The sequence below is a fragment of the Mesorhizobium sp. M8A.F.Ca.ET.021.01.1.1 genome (assembly GCF_003998025.1).
Lineage (GTDB): Bacteria > Pseudomonadota > Alphaproteobacteria > Rhizobiales > Rhizobiaceae > Mesorhizobium.
Genome location: NZ_RZSJ01000006.1, coordinates 19,388 through 38,570 on the forward strand (window position 1 = coordinate 19,388; position 19,183 = coordinate 38,570).

The 19,183-nt window shown below is 65.0% G+C and carries 15 protein-coding genes; 8 read left to right on the top strand and 7 right to left on the bottom strand.

What is annotated here, in order from left to right:
* Positions 1 to 14: 14 nt before the first annotated feature.
* A complete protein-coding gene (deoC, locus tag EOA36_RS01895; protein ID WP_127275362.1) occupies positions 15 to 1,061 on the bottom strand; it encodes a deoxyribose-phosphate aldolase in 1,047 nt (348 codons plus the stop codon).
* A gap of 211 nt (positions 1,062 to 1,272) precedes the next feature.
* Complete coding sequence (locus EOA36_RS01900) at positions 1,273 to 2,100, bottom strand: ferredoxin--NADP reductase (RefSeq protein WP_127275363.1); 828 nt, start codon at positions 2,098 to 2,100, stop codon at positions 1,273 to 1,275.
* 220 nt (positions 2,101 to 2,320) lie between these two features.
* Between EOA36_RS01900 and EOA36_RS01905 the strand changes: the two genes are divergently transcribed.
* From EOA36_RS01905 to EOA36_RS01915, 3 genes are all read left to right on the top strand, one after another.
* A complete protein-coding gene (locus tag EOA36_RS01905; protein ID WP_127275364.1) occupies positions 2,321 to 4,405 on the top strand; it encodes a hydantoinase/oxoprolinase family protein in 2,085 nt (694 codons plus the stop codon).
* Positions 4,406 to 4,541: 136 nt separating this feature from the next.
* On the top strand, positions 4,542 to 6,239 hold the full coding sequence (locus tag EOA36_RS01910; protein ID WP_127275365.1) for a hydantoinase B/oxoprolinase family protein: 1,698 nt from the start codon (positions 4,542 to 4,544) through the stop codon (positions 6,237 to 6,239).
* Positions 6,240 to 6,424: 185 nt separating this feature from the next.
* Entirely contained in the window at positions 6,425 to 7,540 is a 1,116-nt protein-coding gene (locus EOA36_RS01915) for an aminomethyltransferase family protein (protein WP_127275366.1), read from the top strand.
* Positions 7,541 to 7,815: 275 nt separating this feature from the next.
* On the opposite strand, the gene EOA36_RS01925 is transcribed toward EOA36_RS01915, so the two are convergent.
* The 5 genes from EOA36_RS01925 to EOA36_RS01945 all read right to left on the bottom strand — a co-directional run bounded on the left by EOA36_RS01925 (position 7,816) and on the right by EOA36_RS01945 (position 13,684).
* Positions 7,816 to 8,472: a methionine ABC transporter permease gene (locus tag EOA36_RS01925; RefSeq protein ID WP_127275367.1), complete on the bottom strand. Its 657-nt coding sequence runs from the start codon at positions 8,470 to 8,472 to the stop codon at positions 7,816 to 7,818.
* Complete coding sequence (locus EOA36_RS01930) at positions 8,453 to 9,541, bottom strand: methionine ABC transporter ATP-binding protein (protein ID WP_127275368.1); 1,089 nt, start codon at positions 9,539 to 9,541, stop codon at positions 8,453 to 8,455. Before EOA36_RS01930 ends, EOA36_RS01925 begins: the two co-directional genes overlap by 20 nt.
* Before the next feature lie 85 nt (positions 9,542 to 9,626).
* On the bottom strand, positions 9,627 to 10,481 hold the full coding sequence (locus EOA36_RS01935) for a MetQ/NlpA family lipoprotein (RefSeq protein WP_127275369.1): 855 nt from the start codon (positions 10,479 to 10,481) through the stop codon (positions 9,627 to 9,629).
* 207 nt (positions 10,482 to 10,688) lie between these two features.
* A complete protein-coding gene (locus tag EOA36_RS01940; protein WP_127275370.1) occupies positions 10,689 to 12,176 on the bottom strand; it encodes an aldehyde dehydrogenase in 1,488 nt (495 codons plus the stop codon).
* Positions 12,177 to 12,235: 59 nt separating this feature from the next.
* Positions 12,236 to 13,684 (bottom strand): APC family permease, encoded by a 1,449-nt coding sequence (locus EOA36_RS01945; protein ID WP_127275371.1) that lies wholly within the window; start codon positions 13,682 to 13,684, stop codon positions 12,236 to 12,238.
* A 187-nt stretch (positions 13,685 to 13,871) separates the two neighbouring features.
* Here EOA36_RS01945 and EOA36_RS01950 point away from each other — a divergent pair, with 187 nt between their 5' ends.
* From EOA36_RS01950 to EOA36_RS01970, 5 genes are all read left to right on the top strand, one after another.
* Positions 13,872 to 14,642: an IclR family transcriptional regulator gene (locus EOA36_RS01950; RefSeq protein ID WP_127275372.1), complete on the top strand. Its 771-nt coding sequence runs from the start codon at positions 13,872 to 13,874 to the stop codon at positions 14,640 to 14,642.
* A complete protein-coding gene (locus EOA36_RS01955) occupies positions 14,642 to 15,913 on the top strand; it encodes a Tm-1-like ATP-binding domain-containing protein (protein WP_189553075.1) in 1,272 nt (423 codons plus the stop codon). The genes EOA36_RS01950 and EOA36_RS01955 overlap by 1 nt, the downstream gene beginning before the upstream one ends.
* Positions 15,910 to 16,578 carry an HAD-IA family hydrolase gene (locus EOA36_RS01960; protein WP_127275373.1) on the top strand — a complete coding sequence of 223 codons (669 nt, stop codon included), beginning with the start codon at positions 15,910 to 15,912 and terminating at the stop codon, positions 16,576 to 16,578. Before EOA36_RS01955 ends, EOA36_RS01960 begins: the two co-directional genes overlap by 4 nt.
* A gap of 21 nt (positions 16,579 to 16,599) precedes the next feature.
* Entirely contained in the window at positions 16,600 to 17,949 is a 1,350-nt protein-coding gene (locus tag EOA36_RS01965) for an aminotransferase class III-fold pyridoxal phosphate-dependent enzyme (protein WP_127275374.1), read from the top strand.
* A gap of 48 nt (positions 17,950 to 17,997) precedes the next feature.
* The coding region (locus tag EOA36_RS01970; RefSeq protein WP_189553077.1) for an aminotransferase class III-fold pyridoxal phosphate-dependent enzyme at positions 17,998 to 19,183 on the top strand (1,186 nt) is incomplete at its 3' end.

A 19,183-nucleotide genomic window follows, 5' to 3' on the forward strand; every position in this document is an offset into this window, starting at 1 on the left:
GCAAAACTCTGACGCTACGCCATCGCGTGGCGGTGATTGGCCGAATAATGCCCGGTCAGATGATGTTCGAGCTGCCGCTCGATGTCGGTGAGCAGGCTCGACGCGCCGAAGCGGAACAGCTCCGGCTCCAGCCAGGGCCGGCCGAGCTCTTCCTTCATCAGCACCAGCCAGTCGAGCGACACTTTCGCGGTGGAAATGCCGCCGGCCGGCTTGAAACCGATGAGATAGCCGGTTTCCTCGAAATAGGCCCTGATGGCACGCACCATGGCAAGCCCGACGGGCAGCGTGGCGTTGACGCTTTCCTTGCCGGTCGAGGTCTTGATGAAATCGGCGCCCGCCATCATCGCCACCATTGAGGCCAGCATGACATTGCGCAGCGTGGCGAGGTCACCGGTGCCGAGGATGACCTTCAGATGCGCGTCCCCGCATGCGGCACGCATAGAGACGATTTCGTTGTAGAGCTCGCGCCACTTGGCCCCGAACACCAGGCCGCGCGGAATGACGACGTCGATCTCGTCGGCGCCGTCCTTCACCGAGGCCTCGATTTCCTGCAGGCGGGTCGACAGCGGCGCCAGGCCGTGCGGGAAGGCGGTGGAGACGGCGGCGACATGGATGCCGGTGCCGCGCACGGCGTCAACGGCCGTGGCAACGAAGGGATGATAGACGCAGACGGCGGCCGGCCGGATGGTTTCGCCCGCAATGCCGAGGCCTTCCATGATGTCGCGGCGCAGCGGGTTGATCGCCTTGGCGCAGAGCCGGCGCACGCGCTCCTCGGTGTCGTTGGAGTTCAGTGTCGTCAGGTCCATGCAGGCGATCGCCCGCAGCAGCCAGGCGGCCTGGTTGTCGGCCTTGATCGAGCGCCGCTTGGTCAGGCTGACGACGCGGCGCTCCAGCGCCGAGCGGTTGACGCTGCGCACCGATTCCAGAAAACCGAGATCGAGTTTCAGGCCGGGATTGCGCGCGATGTGATGATCCAGCGGCACCGGCGTGTTGGCGGCGGCGCGTGCCGGCAGCGGCGTCACCTTGGTGCCAAGATCGGCTTCGCGGATTGTGCTGCTCATCTCCTGCCCTTTCATTCAGCGGCGTGCGCTTGATGTCTTGGTGCGCATCGTTCTCCCAAAGCCGTTCGACACTTTTGGGCGACACGCACGAAGATAGCCCGCGAAGCCGTGCTTCACGAGTCCTCAAGCGAGGGATAGCTGAAAAAGGCCGCGAAAGCAGCTGATTTTTGACCGGAAGGTCAAAACAAGGTTTCTGGGAGACCCGCGGGCCTCAGCCGACGAAGGCGCGTTCGACGACGAAACTCGAGGGGTGGCTGAGCGAACCTTCCTGGAAGCCGAGGCTTTCGGCCAGCTCCTTGACGTCCTTCAGCATATGCATCGAGCCGCAGATCATGATGCGGTCGGTTTCCGGATTGAGCTTCTCGATGCCGAGATCGCTGTAAAACTTGCCCGAACCGATCAGCGCGGTGATGCGGCCCATGCGCGCCGACTCTTCGCGTGTCGTCGAATTGTAGAGCGTGACGCGGCCGGCGGTCAGCTCGCCGATCAGCGGGTCGCTTTCCAGTGCCGCCACCAGTTCCTGGCCATAGATCAGCTCGGCATTGTCGCGGCAGGTATGGGTCAGGATGAGCTGGTCGAACTTCTCGTAGGTGTCGGGGTCGCGCAGCAGGCTGGCGAAGGGCGCGATGCCGGTGCCGGTCGAAATCATGAACAGGCGCTTGGCCGGGGTCAGCGCGTCGACGACCAGCGTGCCGGTCGACTTCTGGCGCATGATGACCGTGTCGCCGACCTGGATCTTCTGCAGTTCCGAGGTCAGCGGGCCGTCCGGCACCTTGATCGAGAAGAATTCCAGCTCTTCGTCCCAGGCCGGGCTGGCGACGGAGTAAGCGCGGTACACCGGCTTCTCGGCATTGGGCAGGCCGATCATCACGAACTCGCCCGAGCGGAAGCGCAGCGACTGCGGACGGGTGATGCGGAACGAGAACAGCCGGTCGGTATAGTGCTTCACCGAGACGACGGTTTCGGCATAGACATTGGCCGGAATCGGAAACTGCAGCGGGCGGGCTTCAGCGGTATTGAACGCGGGCGTGGTGTTCATCAATTCCAACCTTCTCGCCCAATTACAGACGCGGGCGCCAAACTTTCCCGTGCGCGCCCGAACCATTCAGGTTCCGGCGTGCCTTGCACACACTGCGAGGCGGTAAGCTCTTGTGTCGAGAATTTATTAGTATACAAACGATATTTGCGTCAAGATGCCGCCGTAAAACACCTTTCCAAACTGCGGCATATCCGTAGTCCCAGCATTTCGGGTTTCGACAATGAAAGAGAATTTTTCGGTGCAGCCGCCGGATTCCCTGGGCAGCGTCGTCGCCGGCATCGATGTCGGCGGAACCTTCACCGACCTGCTCCTGATCGACGGCAAGGACGGCGGCAAGGTGTATCTGGCCAAGACCCCGACTACGGTCGACAACCAGGCCTTTGGCGTGGTTTCGGCGCTTGGCGCCACCGGCTTTCCGGTCGACGGCATCGATCTCATCGTGCATGGCACGACCACCACCACCAACGCGGTGCTGGAGCGCCGGCTGGCCAGAACCGGCATGATCACCACGCGCGGTTTTCGCGACGTGATCGAGCTTGGCCGGCGTACGCGGCCGCAGCCCTATGGCATGACGGGCACCTTCGTTCCGGTCATCCCGCGCAATTTGCGGCTGGAGGTGTCCGAACGCGTCGAGGCATCAGGCGCCATCCGAACGCCGCTCGACGAGGCAGAAATGCGCGATGCCGTACAGGCGCTGATCGGCGCCGGTTGCGAATCCCTCGTCATCCACTTCCTGCATTCCTACGCCAACCCGTCACATGAACGGCGCGCCGCCGAAATCGCCGCCGAATTCTGGCCGAACGGCTACATCACCACCGGCCACGCGCTGCTATCGGAGGCACGCGAATTCGAGCGCGGGGTAACCGCCTCGGTCAATGCCTCGGTGCAGCCGATCCTGGAGCGCTATGTCGAGCGGCTGCGCAAGGAATTGGCCGACAAGGGCTATGCCCGAGACTTCCTGATCATGAACGGCAATGGCGGCATGATATCGGCCCGCTTCGTCACACGTGAATCGGCAAAGACCGTGATGTCAGGCCCCGCCTCCGGCGTCATCGCCGCCGCCTATACGGGCAAGCGCGCCGGCTTCGAAAACCTCGTCACCTACGACATGGGCGGCACTTCGACCGACGTGGCGCTGATCCGCAACGCCGAGCCGGCGGTCTCGAACGAGATCGAGATCGAATACGCCATGCCGATCCATGTCCCGATGGTGGCGGTGCATACGGTCGGCGCCGGCGGCGGTTCGATCGCCCGCGTCGATGCGGCCGGACTGATCCAGATCGGCCCGGAAAGCGCGGGCGCCAATCCCGGCCCAATCTGCTACGGGCGCGGCGGCACCGAGCCGACCATCACCGACGCCAACCTGGTGCTCGGCCGGCTGGCGCCGAAGAAATTGCTGGCCGTCGACAATCCGGTCACAGCGGAGCGCGTGACCGGCATTTTCGAGGACCGGATCGGCAAGTCGACCGGCCTCTCCGGCGTCGAAGCGGCTGGCGCGGTGCTCAGGCTCGGCAATATGAAGATGGCCGGCGCCATCCGCATGGTATCCGTATCGCGCGGCCACGATCCCCGCGATTTCGCGCTGTTCGCCTTCGGCGGCGCCGGGCCGCTGCATGCGACGGCGCTCGCCCGCGAACTCGGCCTGCCCAAAGTGCTGGTGCCGGCACGTCCCGGCATCACCAATGCGCTTGGCTGCGTCGTCGCCGATCTGCGCCACGACTTCGTCAACACCATCAACCAGCCAGTGGCCCTGCTTGATGAAAGCCGGCTCCACCAAGTATTGGAACGGCACCGGAACGAAGGCGAGGAACTGATCGCCAAGGAAGCGGTGAAGCCGGCAACGATCCGCGTCACCCACTCCGCGGACATGCAGTTCGTCGGCCAGACCCACATCATCAACGTGCCGTTGCCGTCCTCCTCGGTAACGCGAGCTGCATTGCAGGGCCTGTTCGAGAAAGCCTATTTCGCTCGCTTCAAGGTCGAGCTGCCCGAAATCCGCGCCAACCTCGTCAACCTCAACACCTCGGTCACCGGGATGCGCCCGGCGATCGACTTGTCACGCCTGATCGACCCGGCCGGGCGGGCAAAGACGCTGGAAGAGGCGCGGCGCGAAATCCGGCCGGTCTGGTATGGCGGACGCTGGCACGACACGCCGGTGTACATCAGGGAAAAGCTGCCGCTCGATGCGATCATCGAAGGGCCGGCGATCCTCGAACAGATGGACGCCACCACCGTGCTCGAACCCGGCGACCGCGCGCGCTGCGACGCCGACGGCAACATCATCATCGATGTGGGCAAGGAATGATGGGAAATTCGTCTGTTAGTTTCTGTCCTTTTACAGTCGGCCTCGCGCTGCCCCTCATCGCCCTGCCGGGCGATGAGGGGCGGCGCGACGTCTCAGGCCTTCCATGTCCGGCCCCTGCCATGAGGATTACTGAGCAATGACCGGTCTCGACGCCATCACGCTTTCGGTTCTCCAGGCCGCCTTGCAGCAGGTCTGCGACGAGATGGACCTGACCTTTTCCCGCGCCGCCTTCTCGCCCGTCATCGCCGAGGCCAATGATCGCTCGGACGGCATCTATTCGGCCGTCGATGGCTCGCTGATCGCCCAAGGCAGCCAGGGCCTGCCGGTGTTCGTCGGCGTCATGCAATACTCGACCAAAACGGTCATCGAGATGATCGCCGACGGCCGCTGCCTGGCGCCGGAGCCGGGCGACATCTACATCGTCAACGACCCCTATCTCGGCGGCACGCATCTGATGGATGTGCGCTTCGTCATGCCTGTCTACCGCGCTGGAAAAATCTTCTGCTGGTTGTCCAACACCGGCCATTGGCCCGACATTGGCGGCTCAGTGCCGGGCGGGTTCTCGGCTTCCGCGACCGCCGTCGAGCAGGAAGGCCTGCGGCTGCCGCCGGTAAAGCTGTTCAAGAAGGGCGTGCTCGATCCAGAGATCTACGCCATCATCTGCTCCAACATCCGGGTTGCCGACCAGCGCATCGGCGACATCAGGGCGCAGGCCGCCGCGCTGCTGATCGGCCAGGATAGGCTCAACGGGATCCTGGATCGTTACGGAGATGAAACGGTTACCAAGGCGATCGCCGAACTGCGCCGACGCGCCGCCGAGCAGATGCGCGCCAACATATCCGCCATTCCCGACGGCACCTATCGCTCCAAGGCCTTCGTCGATTCCGACGGGGTGGTCAACGAACCGCTGACCATCGCGCTCGCCGTGGAGAAAAAGGGCGATGCGCTGACCTTCGATTTCACGGGCTCATCAAAGCCCTGCGCCGGGCCGATGAACAGCGTGCTGGCGACGACCTTGTCGTCGGTCTATCTCGCCATGCGCCATATCTTCCCGGATGTGCCGATCAGCGCCGGCGCCTTCGAGCCACTCGAGGTCAAGCGGCCGGAAGGCACCTTCCTGGACGCAAAGTATCCGCGCCCGGTCTCGGGTTGCGCCGCCGAGGTCTCGCAGCGCATCGCCGAGGCGGTGTTCGCCGCCATGGTGCAGGCGCTGCCCGACAAGGTGACGGCGGCTCCCGCCGGCTCCAGCGGCAATTTCGCGCTCGGGGGCAGCGACCCGGCGCGCGGCCGCGACTATGTCATGTACCAGATCTCCGGCGGCGGCTATGGCGGCAATTCGGCCCATGACGGCCTCACCAATGGCTGCTCGACCATCGGCATTTCGAAATCGCCGCCGGTCGAGATCATGGAGCAGGCTTTTCCCGTGCTCTACCGGCACTATGCCTTGCGCGAAGGATCGGGTGGCGCCGGCAAGCATCGCGGCGGTTTTGGCCTCGCCTACGAGGTCGAAATCCTGCGCGGCGAGGCGCGCGCCTCCTTCGTCATGGATCACGGCCGTTTTGGTCCGCAAGGCGCGCTTGGCGGGGAGGATGGCCAGCCCAACAGCGTGACCGTCTTCCGCGATGGCGAAGAACACATACCGCCACACCTCTCCAAGGAGCAGGACATCCCGCTCAAGGCCGGCGACCGCGTGCGCGTCGGCACGCCGGGCGGCGGCGGCTATGGCGATCCGCGTGAGCGCGACCCGAAACTGGTCGCTCGGGATGTCCAGCTTGGCTACTATACAGCCGAGCAAGCCAAGGATCTGTTCGGGACCGAGGCACAAGCAAGCTGACCAGACTCGGATGAGCCGCCCCGCGCCGTGATCGCCGCATGACGTGTCGTTTCCGTCACCGCCGACCGCATGAAAGCCCGTAGATTTGTCCAGTCAACGGAGATCCCGAACATGCGTCTTTTCGGTCGTTTCGTGCTTGCCGCTTCCGTCGCCCTCACCATCGCCACCGGCGCTGCTTGACTATCTTGGCTGAGCGGCGTTCCCCTTTCTACAGCAGCATCGTCGGGCTGGGCGCGACCATGGGCCGGGTCGGCGGCGATTTCATCTCGGCCAGATACTATTCCGGCATTGCCGACGAGCACCTGAACACACGCGCCAATGTCGGCGTGCAGGACCTCAGCACCATGGGCAAGATGGACATCAAGGGTCCGGACGCCGAGGCGCTGGTCAACCATGTCATCGTCAACGACGCCGCGGCGATGAAACCGGGCAATGTCCGGTACTCCACCGTCTGCCGCGAGGACGGCGGCATCATGGACGACCTCACCGTGTTCCGGCTGGCGCCGGAGCATTTCATGCTGGTGACCGGCTCGGTCAACCGGCTGAAGATGCTGCCCTGGCTCCAGCATCATGCTGAGGGCCGCAAGGCCTATGTGACCGACATCACCGCGGCGGTCGCTTTCCCCACGATCCAGGGCCCGCGTTCGCGCGAACTCCTGAAGGCGCTGGTCGTGGAGGCCGATCTCGATGGCCTGAAGCGCTGGGCGTTCACCTCGGGCCGCATCGGCGAAACAAAGGTTATGATTTCCCGCACCGGCGTCACCGGTGAACTCGGCTTCGAACTGTTCGTGCCTGCGGACGAGGCGGCCTCCGTCTGGGACGCGCTGATGAAGGCTGGCCGGGATTTCGGCCTGAAACCCTATGGCGTGCTGGCCATGTTCACGCTCGGCCTGGAAAAGGCCTATCCGGCGCATGGCATCGACATGGACGAGAGCCGCACGCCGTTCCATGTCGGCCTCGACCGCTGGATCAAGTTCGACAAGGACGATTTCGTCGGCCGCGAGGCGCTGCTCAAGATCCGCGACAAGGGCCTCGACGAGCGCTGGACCGGCCTGATCCTCGACGGCGACAAGCCGGCCGCGACCGATGCCAGGGTGCTGGCCGACGGCGAGGATGTGGGCGTGGTCACCTATAGCGACCATGGCTATTCCCTCGGCAAGGTGCTGGCCACCGCGCATCTGCGGTTGCCGTTCACGGCTGTTGGAACGGAGCTCAGCATCGCCGTCGACGGCCAGCCCGTGCGCGCTGTGGTGGCGCCGATGCCGTTCTTCGATCCGGAGGGGGCGAGGTTGAGGGGCTAACCTGGTGTGTGCGCGTCCCACAGCGCCATAGCGGCCAATCCGCCGCGCTGCCCCTCACCTGCCTGCCGGCATCCTCTCCCCGTATAGTGACGGGGAGAGGGGCGCTCCGTCGCCGATTTCGCCAATCATCGCCGTTGCAAGAGGGGCGCCGGCGTCACGGCCAGCTTCTCTCTCCCCGTTCTACGGGGAGAGATGTCCGGCAGCACAGTGAGGGGCGGCGCCAACGCTAAGATTGTTTAGTCAGAAGGTTCGGCCGAACCTGAATATCAGTCGCCTCACCCTCGCCGGTCGAGCCGCGCCACCAGCCGATCGCCCACCCACTGGATGCCGCAGACCAGGATGATCAGCACGATCACCACCGCCACAATCACCGAGGTTTCAAACCGCTGATAGCCATAGCGGATGGCGAGGTCGCCGAGGCCGCCGGCGCCGATGGCGCCGGCCATCGCGGAGGCGCCGACCAGCGTCACCAGCGTCACCGTGAAGCCGGCGACGATGCCGGGCAGGGCCTCGGGCACCAGCACCTCGCGGATGATCGTCCAGCGGTTGCCGCCCATGGCGCGGGCGGCCTCGATCAGCCCGTGGTCGACCTCGCGCAACGACACTTCGGCAATCCGCGCATAGTAGGGCGTGGCGGCGATCGACAGCGGCACGATGGCCGCCCAGGTGCCGATCGAAGTGCCGACGATCAGCCGCGTCACCGGGATCAGCGCCACCAGAAGGATGATGAACGGCACCGAGCGGAAGCCGTTGATGACGGCGCCGAGCACGCGATTCACCCACGGGCTTTCGGCAATGCCGCCGCGTTCGGTGGCGATCAGCGCCAGGCCGAGCGGCAGGCCGAACACCAGCGAGATTAGGCCGGAGGCGGCCGTCATCAGCACCGTCTCCCAGATCGACCGCAGCAGAAGCTCAAACAGGATCGGCGACATGGCCAAGCACCTCCACCCGCGCCTGGCGGGATTTTAGAAAAGCGATCACCTCGGCGAGATGACCCGCATCGCCGCCAGGGATGGAGAGGAACAGCGTCCCCACCGGCTCTCGCTGGATATGGTCGATGCCGCCATGGACGAGCCGGAAGGCACCGGGCACGGTTCTCGCAAGGTCGGACAGCAGCGGGCCGCGCGCAGGCTCGCCCGCAACGTCGACGCGCAAGATCGTTTCGGTACCACCCGCGAGCAGCAGCCGCGCCGCCAGCTCCGGCGGCAGTTGCGGCCGGATCGCGCCGAGCAGGCGTCTTGTGATCTCGGACCGTGGATCGGCGAACACAGACCAGACTGGCCCTTCCTCGACGATGCGTCCGGCGTCGATCACCGCCACCCGGTCGGCGATCGAGCGGATCACCTCCATCTCGTGGGTGATCAGCAGGATGGTCAGGCCAAGTTGCCGGTTGATGTCCTTGAGCAAGGCGAGGATGGACCGCGTTGTCTCCGGGTCGAGTGCTGACGTCGCTTCGTCCGACAGAAGCAGCGCCGGCCGCGCGGCCAGCGCCCGGGCGATGCCGACGCGCTGCTTCTGGCCGCCCGACAGCGACGCCGGATAGGCTTTCGCTTTCTCCGACAGGCCGACGAGATCGAGCAGTTCCGCCGCCCGATTCAGCCGCTCGGCCTTTGGCCGGCCCTCGATCTTCAGCGGCAGCGCCACATTGTCCTCGACCGTCTTGGCCGACAGCAGGTTGAAATGCTGGAAGATCATGCCGATGCGCCGCCGCAGCGGCTGCAGGTCGCGCTCGCCGAGCCGGCTGATTTCGCGGCCCTCGATGAACACCTCGCCGGAATCGGGCCGCTCCAACCCGTTGAGGCAGCGGATCAGCGTCGATTTGCCGGCGCCGCTGCGGCCGATGATGCCGAGGATCTCCCCCTTGCGCACCGTCAGGGAAATGCCGTCGAGCGCCGCCGTCGCGCCGAAGCGGCGCTTCAGCTCGACAAGACGCACCACGTCCCGCGCCGGTGCATCGGCGTCGTTCGTGTTCTCGATGGCTGCGGTCACATGCTGGTTCATACGCGGATCCCGAAACAGGATTGCGGCCCGCGCGTTGCGCGGACCGCTTTTCTTGTCAAAGCAGACACTTTCGTGCCCGGATTGCTCAATAGGCGCTGAGGCCGGTGCCCTTGTAGACCTTGTCGAACTCGGCTTTGACCGCCTCGTTCTGGTAGGACGCCACCAGCGTCTTCACCCAGGCCTCGTTCTCGTTGCCGACCTTGACCGCAATGAAGTTGCGGTACGGATTGTCTGCGATCGGCTCCTGGGCGATGCGGTTTTCCGGTGTCAAGCCGCTTTTCAGCGCCCAGTCGGTGTTGACCACGGCTGCGTCGAGGTCCTCGACCGAGCGGCCGACGATGCCGGCGTCGAGTTCCTTGATCTCGACCTTCTTGGGGTTTTCGGCGATGTCGGCGGTGGTGGCCAGGATGCCGGTGCCGTCCTTCAGCTTGATCACGCCCTCATTCTGCAGCACGCGCAGCGCCCGGCCTTCATTGGACGGGTCGTTGGGCACGCCGATGACAGCACCCTGGGGCAAGTCGGCGACCGCTTTGTACTTCTTGGAATACAGGCCGATCGGCCAGACGCCGGTATAGCCGACGCGCACGATATGGTAGCCCTGCGTCTTGATCTGGTTGTCGAGATAGGGCTGGTGCTGGAAGGCGTTGGCGTCGATCTCGCCGCGTTCGAGCGCCTCGTTGGGCTGGGTATAGTCGTTGAACACCACCGTCTCGATGCTCAGGCCCTTCTCGGCGGCTTGAGCGACCACGACGCGCCAGACATCCTCGTCCTCGCCGCTGATGATGCCGACCTTGATCGCCTTCTTGTCCTCGGCGAAGGAGGCATGCGGCGCCATCAGGGCGCCTATCGCGACGGCCGATGCGAACAGCAGAGCCAAGCCGCTGCGGCGGTTCAGGGTTGACCTTGGGGAAGAGGACAAAGTGTTGTTGAGGTCGGACATGATTGATCTCTGCGGTTGTGAAGTCATGGCAGCAAGGCGGATTGCCTAGCCTTGTTCACATCGTCAGAAATTCTATCGATTTTATCAAAGAACGCCTTTCGCCATTCTCCTTGAAGCCGGGAATATTCTCTCAAAAATTTTGAAGAAGGGAGTAAAAGACTGCGGGCGTCGAGAAGCGGTGAGGTCCTCAGCGAACCCGGCGGCTCCTCAAAGGGCAATCCATGCCGTCTTCAGTTCGAGATACTTCTCCAGCGCGTGCAGCGACTTGTCGCGGCCGAAGCCGGATTGCTTGACGCCGCCGAGCGGCACGGTGACGTCGGCGCCGCCATAGGTGTTGACGTGGACGACGCCGGCGTTGATGGCGCGCACCATGCGATGCGCGGTGGCAAGATTTGATGTCCACACCGCCGAGGCGAGCCCGTAGACCGTCGAGTTGGCGAGCCGCACCGCTTCCTCCTCGGTCTCGAAGCGCATCACACCGAGCACCGGCCCGAACACCTCTTCGCGGGCAAGCTGCATGTCCTGCGTCACGTTCTCGAAGATCGTCGGCGCCATATAGCTGCCGCCGGTCTCGGCCAGGATCCGTTCGCCGCCGGTGACCAGCCTCGCGCCTTCTTCAGTGGCCTTGGCGACGAAACCAAGATTCTTGGCCAGCTGCTCCGCGCTCGACACCGCGCCGACATCGCTTGCGAGATCGAGCGGATCGCCGACCTTCAGCCTTGTGGTCGCCGAGAGCAGTTCGTCCATGAAACGGTCATAGACGGAGGCCTGGACAAGCAGCCGTGAGCCGGCGACGCAGACCTGGCCGGAATTGCGGAAGATGCCGTTGGCCGAGACGACAGCCGCCTGTTTCAGGTCCGGCGCGTCGGCGAAGACGATGTTGGGCGACTTGCCGCCGAGTTCGAGGAAAATACGCTTCAGATTGGAACGGGCGGAGTATTCGAGTAGGCGGCGACCGACCGGTCCCGAGCCGGTGAAGGCGATGGCGTCGACATCCCCATGCAGGCCAAGCGCCTCGCCGGTGACCGCGCCCCGGCCGGTCACGACATTGAGCACGCCGGCGGGCAGCCCGGCTTCGGCAGCCAGTTCGGCCAGCCGCAGCAGCGTCAGCGAGGCGATCTCCGGCGGCTTGACCACCACGCAATTGCCGGCGGCCAGCGCCGGCGCGATCTTCCAGGCGCCGATCATCAGCGGGAAGTTCCAGGGAACGATGACGCCGACGACGCCGAGCGGCTCCTTGTGGATCAGCCCGAGCACGTTGTCGGCGGTCGGCGCGATCTCGCCATAGACCTTGTCGATCGCCTCGGCGTAGTAGCGGATGGTGCCGGCCGCCGACAGCGGCTCGGCCTTGTAGGCCATGCCGATCTCGGTGCCGTTGTCGCGCACGCCGAGCACGGCCAGCTCGTCGACGTGTCTTTCGATCAGCTCGGCGAGCCTGGTCAGCACCTTCTTGCGGAAAGCGGGGGCAGCGCGCGACCATGAATCCTTCTCGAACGCCTTGCGTGCCGAGCGCACGGCGCGGTCGATGTCGGCTGGATTGCCGTCGGCGATGCTGGCGAAAGGCCGGCCGTCGATCGGCGAAATCACCAGCAGGCTCGCGCCGCTTGCCGCCTCCGCTTGGGCGCCATCGATGAACAGGCCGCGCGCGCCGATCTCCGCCTTGCGCAGTGTGTCGATGGCACTTTGACTGATCATTATATTCTCACTTCAGGAGGGTCTGCGGGGCGGCGTGATACGCCGCCCTGATATCTCGCTCAATCCTTGAGCGGTACGCCGAGATTGTCGAAGGCCACCGGATCGCGGCTCTTCAACGCGCCTGCCAGCAGCAGGCCCACCACGCCGGCGATCAGCACCAGTCCCGGCAGGAACGCACCGAGGAAGCCGCCGGCCCCCGACAGGCTGCCGAAATTGATGACGATCAGGTAGATGATGACGACGAAGGCGATGAAGGTCAGCCCGGGCAGGATCGTGGTCTTGAGCGCGTTCTCCTGGGCCGACGGGTTGGCGCGGAAGTACATCACCACGGCGAGCGAGGCGACCGCCATCATGACGATGACGCCGAGCGTCGCGACATTGGTCAGCCACGAGAACAGCGCCAGCACCGGATCGAGCCCGAGCACGGCGAACAGCCCGACGACGACAGCCGCCAGCACGCTCTGGATCACCGAAGCGACATGCGGGCTCTGGTGCGCCGAATGCGTCACGCCGATCGCCTGCGGCAACAGCTTCTCGCGGCCGGAGACATAGATGTAGCGGGCAACCGCATTGTGGAACGCCAGCACGCCGGCAAACAGGCTCGACACGAACAGGATGCTCATCGCGTGCGTGAGCAGCGTTCCGGCATAGCGGTCGGAGAGGCCGAACAGGAAGGTGGTCGGGTCCTGCAGGCCCTGCAGCGCCGGCAGCAATTTGTCGACGCCGGCGCCCACCGCCATCAGCCAGGCGGTGACCATGTAGAAGACGCCGATCAGCAGCACCGAGAAGTAGGTGGCGCGCGGAATGGTGACCTTGGGATCACGGGCTTCCTCGGCGTAGATCGTCGTCGCCTCGAAGCCGATGAAGGCGGCGAAACAGAACAGGATGGCGATCGCCGGCGCGCCAGAGGTGATCTGGCTCCAGCTGAACGGGGTCGCCGAGAGGCCGCTGTCGCCGCCGGTCCTGAGGATCACCAGGTCGAGGATCAGCACCACGGCGTATTCGCACAGCACCAGCACCGTCAGGATCTTGGCCGACAGGTCGACCTGGCGGTAACCGAGCACGGCGACGATGGCGATGGCGATGAAACTCCACACCCACCAGGGCAGGTTGATGCCCCAGCTGGCGAACAGCCCGGAGGTCGCGGCGCCGAGCAGGCCCATGACGCCGATCTGCATGGCATTGTAGGACAGGATGGCGATCAGCGCCGTGGCGCCGCCGGCGAGGCCGCCCAGGCCGCGCGCGGCATAGGCATAGAAGGCGCCGGCGTTGCCAACATGGCGCGACATGGCGACATAGCCGACCGCGAACAGAAGCAGCAGCACCGTGACGATCAGATAGGTGCCGGCAAAGCCGGCGCCGTTGCCCATCAGCATGCCGAGCGGCGTGCCGCCGGCGACCGCCGTGAGCGGGGCGGCGGCCGAGATCACCATGAAGGTGATGGCGCCGACGCCGAGACTGTTCTTGCGCAGCCTGTTGGCCGGCGCCGCTTCCGAAACTGCTGACATTGGTCCCTCCTGTTTGCAAACCGGTTGGCTTGCCGGCCGAATGGCCTGTCCCATACGCTCTGGATGTGGTTCATTATTTGAACCGTTATTTTGAATATAGACTTGCAAACAAAGCGGCTTGCTGTCAAGTTAATTCACACGTTAATTGATTGCCGCTTATGGGGCGCACAATGCTGGGAGGAATGCGTTGAGTACGGTCGGCAAGGCGATTTCACTCCTGGAGCTGTTCACCGTGGCCGAGCCCGAGCTCGGACTGTCGGACCTGGCGCGACGGTCAGGGTTCGACAAGGCGACGACGCGGCGCCTGCTGGTGGCGCTGACCGGCCATGGTCTCGTCGAGCAGGATGCCGCCACGCGGCACTACCGGCTCGGCGCCGGCCTGTCGCGGCTGGCGCGCATCCGCGAGGCCCGCTTTCCCTTCCTGCAGACCGCGGTGCCGCTGGTGCGGGATCTGGCAAGTGCCACGGCCGAGACCGTGCATCTGTCGGAATACGGCATCGACCGGCTGGTCACCGTCCATGTCGAGCATCCGGCGCGGGCAAACCGGGTCAATGTCGATATCGGCCAACTCCTGCCCCTGCATTCTACCGCCTCCGGCATCGTCTATCTGGCCTTCGCCAGGGACGAGGCCGTCAAGGCATGTTTGACCAGTCCCCTGGAGGCCTTCACCGCGCATACGCTGACCGAACCGGCCGCGCTCGCGCGCTCCATGGGCGAGGCGCGCGAGCGCGGCTATTCGATCTGCGACCAGGGCCTGGAAGAAGGCGTCATATCAGTCGCGGCGGCAATCCTGGCGGCGGATGGGTTCGCGCTCGGCACCATCGCTGTGGCGGCTCCGAAGGCCAGGACGACGGCGGTCGACATCGCCGAGCGGGGACTTGCGGCGGTGGCCGCCGCGCGCGAGATTTCGATGCGGCTCAATGGCGACAATCTGCAAGCGCTGAGGAGGCAGGCCTGATGTCCGAACCCCGCATCCTGGTCATCGGCACCGGCGATACCAAGGCCGAAGAACTGCTGTTCATGAAAGCATGCATCGAGGCATCGGGCGGCAGCGCCGTTATGCTGGATGTCAGCGTGCTGGGCGACCCGCCCTACAGCCCCGATCACGACAAGCACGCGGTCGCCCGCGCCGTGGATGTCACCATCGCCGAGATCATCTCCAGCGGCGATGAGAACACCGCCATGACGCTGATGGCGGGCGGTGCGGTGCAACTGGTGCGCAAGCTCCAGCAAGACGGCGAGATCGACGCCTTCATCGCCATAGGCGGCTCGATGGGAACCGATCTGGCGCTCGATGTCGCGCTTTGCCTGCCGCTCGGCGTGCCGAAATTCGTCGTCTCGACCATCGCCTATTCGCACCTGATCCCGCCCGAGCGGGTCGCGCCAGACCTGATGATGATCCTCTGGGCGGGTGGGCTGTACGGCCTCAACACCATTTGCAAGCTCGTCCTGTCGCAGGCCTGCGGCGCGGTCGTCGGTGCGTCGAAGATGATGCTTGAAACCCGCGCCTGCGCGCCGGCGAAAGGCCCGACCATCGGCATGACTTCGCTCGGCAGCTCCTGCCTGCGCTACATGAAGACGCTGAAGCCGGCGCTGGAACGGCGCGGCTATGACGTCGCCGTCTTCCACACCACCGGCATGGGCGGTCGTGCCTTCGAATCGATCGCCGGTCAGGATCATTTCTGCGCGGTGTTCGATTTCAGCCTGCAGGAGATCACCAACCATCTGGCCGGCTCCGTCGTCAGCTCCGGCGCCGACCGGCTTGAGAATGCCGGCGCCCGCGGCGTCCCGCAGATCGCGGCACCCGGCGCGGTCGACATGGTCGACCTGCCAACCTGGCAGGATTTGCCGGCTAAATTTTCCGAACGCCCGTTCCACGCCCACAACAGGCTGATTGCCTCGATTACAGTCGATGCGGATGACCGCCGCGAGGTCGCTCGGACCATCGCCGGGAAGCTCGGCATGGCAAAGGGCCGTTCCGCCCTCATCCTGCCTTCCCGTGGCATCCAGGAATGGGACACCGAGGGCGAGCCGCTCTATGAGCCCGAAGCGCTTGCCGCTTTCGTCGATGAGATGCGCAAGTCTATTCCGGCGCAAGTCGAGTTCCACGAGATCGACGCCCACATCAACAGCGACACCTTCGTCGCCAAGGCGCTGGAGATCTTCGACCGCTGGGTCGGGGAAGGCATCATTCCGCGCGGCATGCCGGCCAAGGAGGTCGCCGCGTGAGTGCTGTTTCCGCGCAGGCGCTGGTCCTCGATTTCGGCGGCGTCGTCACCCGCACGCTGTTCGAGACCCATGCCTTGACCGAACAGGCGCTGGGACTGAAGCCCGGAACGCTGCAGTGGCTTGGCCCGTTCGATCCAGGCAGCGATCCGCTGTGGCGTGCCATGCAGGCCGACGAGGTCAGCGAGCGCGACTATTGGTGCACCCGCACACGCGAGGTCGGCCGCCTCGTCGGCGAGGACTGGCAGGCGATGGAAACCTTCGTCCAGCGCGCGCGTGGCGCCCAGCCCGAAAAGGTGGTGCGGCCGGAAGCCATCAGCGCTATCCGCGCCGTCCACGCGGCGGGATTTCGCCTGGCGATCCTGTCCAATGAACTCGACCTGTTCTACGGCGCCGACTTTCGCCGCCGGTTGCCGCTGCTTGACCTGTTCGACGTGATCGTCGACGCCACCTATACCGGCATCCTCAAGCCCGACCCGCGTGCCTACGCCTTTGTCACCGAAGCGCTTGGCCTGCCCGCCGGAGCCTGTGTCTTCGTCGACGACCAGCAGCGCAATGTCGATGGCGGCCGTGCCGCCGGCATGCGCACGGTTCATTTCGACGTTGCCCGGCCGGCCCATTCCTATGCCGAGGCCCTCGGCCATTTCGGCCTCGTTCCAGTTGCCTGAGACCTTTTGCGGAGCCTTGTGATGCGCGACATCAACTTCCTCACCGAGACCAACGCCAGGCCGATCTGGCACCCGATGGCGCATCCGGCCGAGATGCGAGCCAATCCGCCCAAGGTGATCATGAAGGGCGAGGGCGTCATGGTCACCGACATCGCCGGCAACACCGTGCTCGACGCCGTCGGCGGCCTGTGGAACGTCAATCTCGGCTACAGCAGCGATCCGATCAAGAAAGCCATCGCCGACCAGCTCGGCGCACTGCCTTACTACTCCGGCTTTCGCGGCACCTCGACCGGACCGTCGATCGAACTCGCCTACGAACTTGCGGAATGGTTCGCGCCGGAAGGCATGGTGCGCACCTTCTTCACTTCGGGCGGCTCGGATTCGGTCGAAACCGCGCTGCGGCTGGCGAGGCAATATTGGAAGATCCGCGGCCAGGGCGACCGCACCAAGTTCCTCGCCTTGAAGAAGGGCTATCACGGCACGCATTTCGGCGGTGCCTCGGTCAATGGCAACGCCAATTTCCGCCGCAATTACGAACCGCTGCTGCCCGGCGTCTTCCACATTCCCGCACCCTGGACCTTCCGCAACCCGTTCGACGAGACCGATCCGGCGCGGCTGGCGAAGCTGTGCGCCAAGGCGCTGGAGGACGAGATCGCCTTCCAGGGCGGCGACACCATCGCAGCCTTCATCATGGAGCCTGTGCTTGGCGCGGGCGGCGTCATCGTTCCACATGAAAGCTTCATGCCGCTGGTGCGGGAAATCTGCGACCGCCACGAAATCCTGCTGATCGCCGACGAGGTGGTCACGGGCTTCGGCCGCACCGGCGCGTGGTCCGGGTCGCGGCTGTCCGGCGTGAAGCCGGATTTCATGACCATCGCCAAGGCGATCACCTCGGGTTATTTCCCGCTCGGTGCCACCTTGATCGGCGCCAAGGTTGCTGACGTATTCGAGGCCGACAAGACCAGCTTCGGCGCGATCGGCCACGGCTACACCTATTCCGGCCATCCGGTCGGCTGCGCGGCCGGGTTGGCGGCCTTGGCCGAGACCAAACGGCTTCGCCTCGACGAAAACGCGGCCGCGCGCGGCACGGAACTGGCGGCGGTCCTCGAAGGTTTGAAGGCCAAGCACGCGATCGTTGGCGATGTCAGGTACAAGGGCCTGATGGCGGCGGTGGAACTGGTTGCCGACCGCGCGACGAAGAAACCCGCCGACAAGAAGACCATGGCTGTCGTTTCGGAGGCGGCCTACGAAGCCGGCGTCATGCTGCGCGTGTCCGGCAACAACATCATCCTGTCGCCGCCGCTCATCATCAGCGCCGCCGACGTCACCAGGATCGGTGAGGCGATCGACGCAGGCCTGTCGAAGGTCTGACGCATGCAACGGAGGTTTGGTACACCGATGGCCCAATCGCGGCAAGAACTGGCTGGGGAAACACTGGTTAGCCGGCGTGGCCGGCTGCTCGGCGCGAAATCGCAACTGTTCTATGACGAGCCCGTGCATCTGGTGCGCGGCGAGGGTGTCTGGCTCTACGACGCCGATGGCCGCAAATATCTCGACGCCTATAACAATGTCGCCCATGTCGGCCATTGCCACCCGCATGTGGTCGAGGCGCTGTGCCGGCAGGCGAGCCTGCTCAACACCCACACGCGCTATCTCCACACCGCGATCCTCGATTATGTAGAGCGGCTGACCGCTACCTTCGATGCCAGCCTCTCCACCGCCATCCTGACCTGCACCGGCAGCGAGGCCAACGACATCGCGGTGCGCATGGCGCAGGCGGTCTCCGGCCAGATGGGCATCATCGCCACCGACGCCACCTATCACGGCAACACCGCAGCCGTTTCGCAACTCTCAACCCGCATGCCGCCGGTCGGCGGCCGCGCCCACCATGTCAGGCTGGTGCCGGCCCCCGACAGCTATCGCCATCCCGATGCGATGGCCAATGGCAAGGCCTTCGGCGATGCCGTGCGCGAGGCGATCGCCTCGCTGGCCAGAGACGGCATCGGCCTTTCCGGCATGATCCTCTGCCCGCTGCTCGCCAATGAGGGCTTTCCAGCACTCCCGAACGGCTTTTTCGATGACGCCATATCGGCGGTACGCGAAGCCGGCGGTCTGATGATCGCCGACGAGGTACAGCCCGGTTTCGGCCGCACCGGCAGCCATTTCTGGGGTCATCAGCGCGCCGGTTTCGTCCCCGACATCGTCACCATGGGCAAACCGATGGGCAACGGCCACCCGGTCGCCGCTGTCGTCACCACTCGAGACATATTGGCGACCTTCCGCGACGCCTTCCGCTACTTCAACACCTTTGGCGGCAATCCGGTCTCCTGCGCCGTGGCCAATGCGGTCCTCGATGTCCTGGAAGACGAGAACCTCGTCGCCAATGCGCGCGACGTCGGCGCCTATGCGCTCGGCCTGCTGCGGCCACTGGCCGATCGTCATGAATCGATCGGCGAGGTCAGGGGCGCCGGGCTGTTCTTCGGCGCCGAACTGGTTCACGACCGCAAGACACGCGAGCCGGCGCCCGACATCGCCGGCCGCGTCATCAACGCGATGCGCGACCGTGGCGTGCTGATGGGCAAGACCGGCATCCACGGCAATGTGC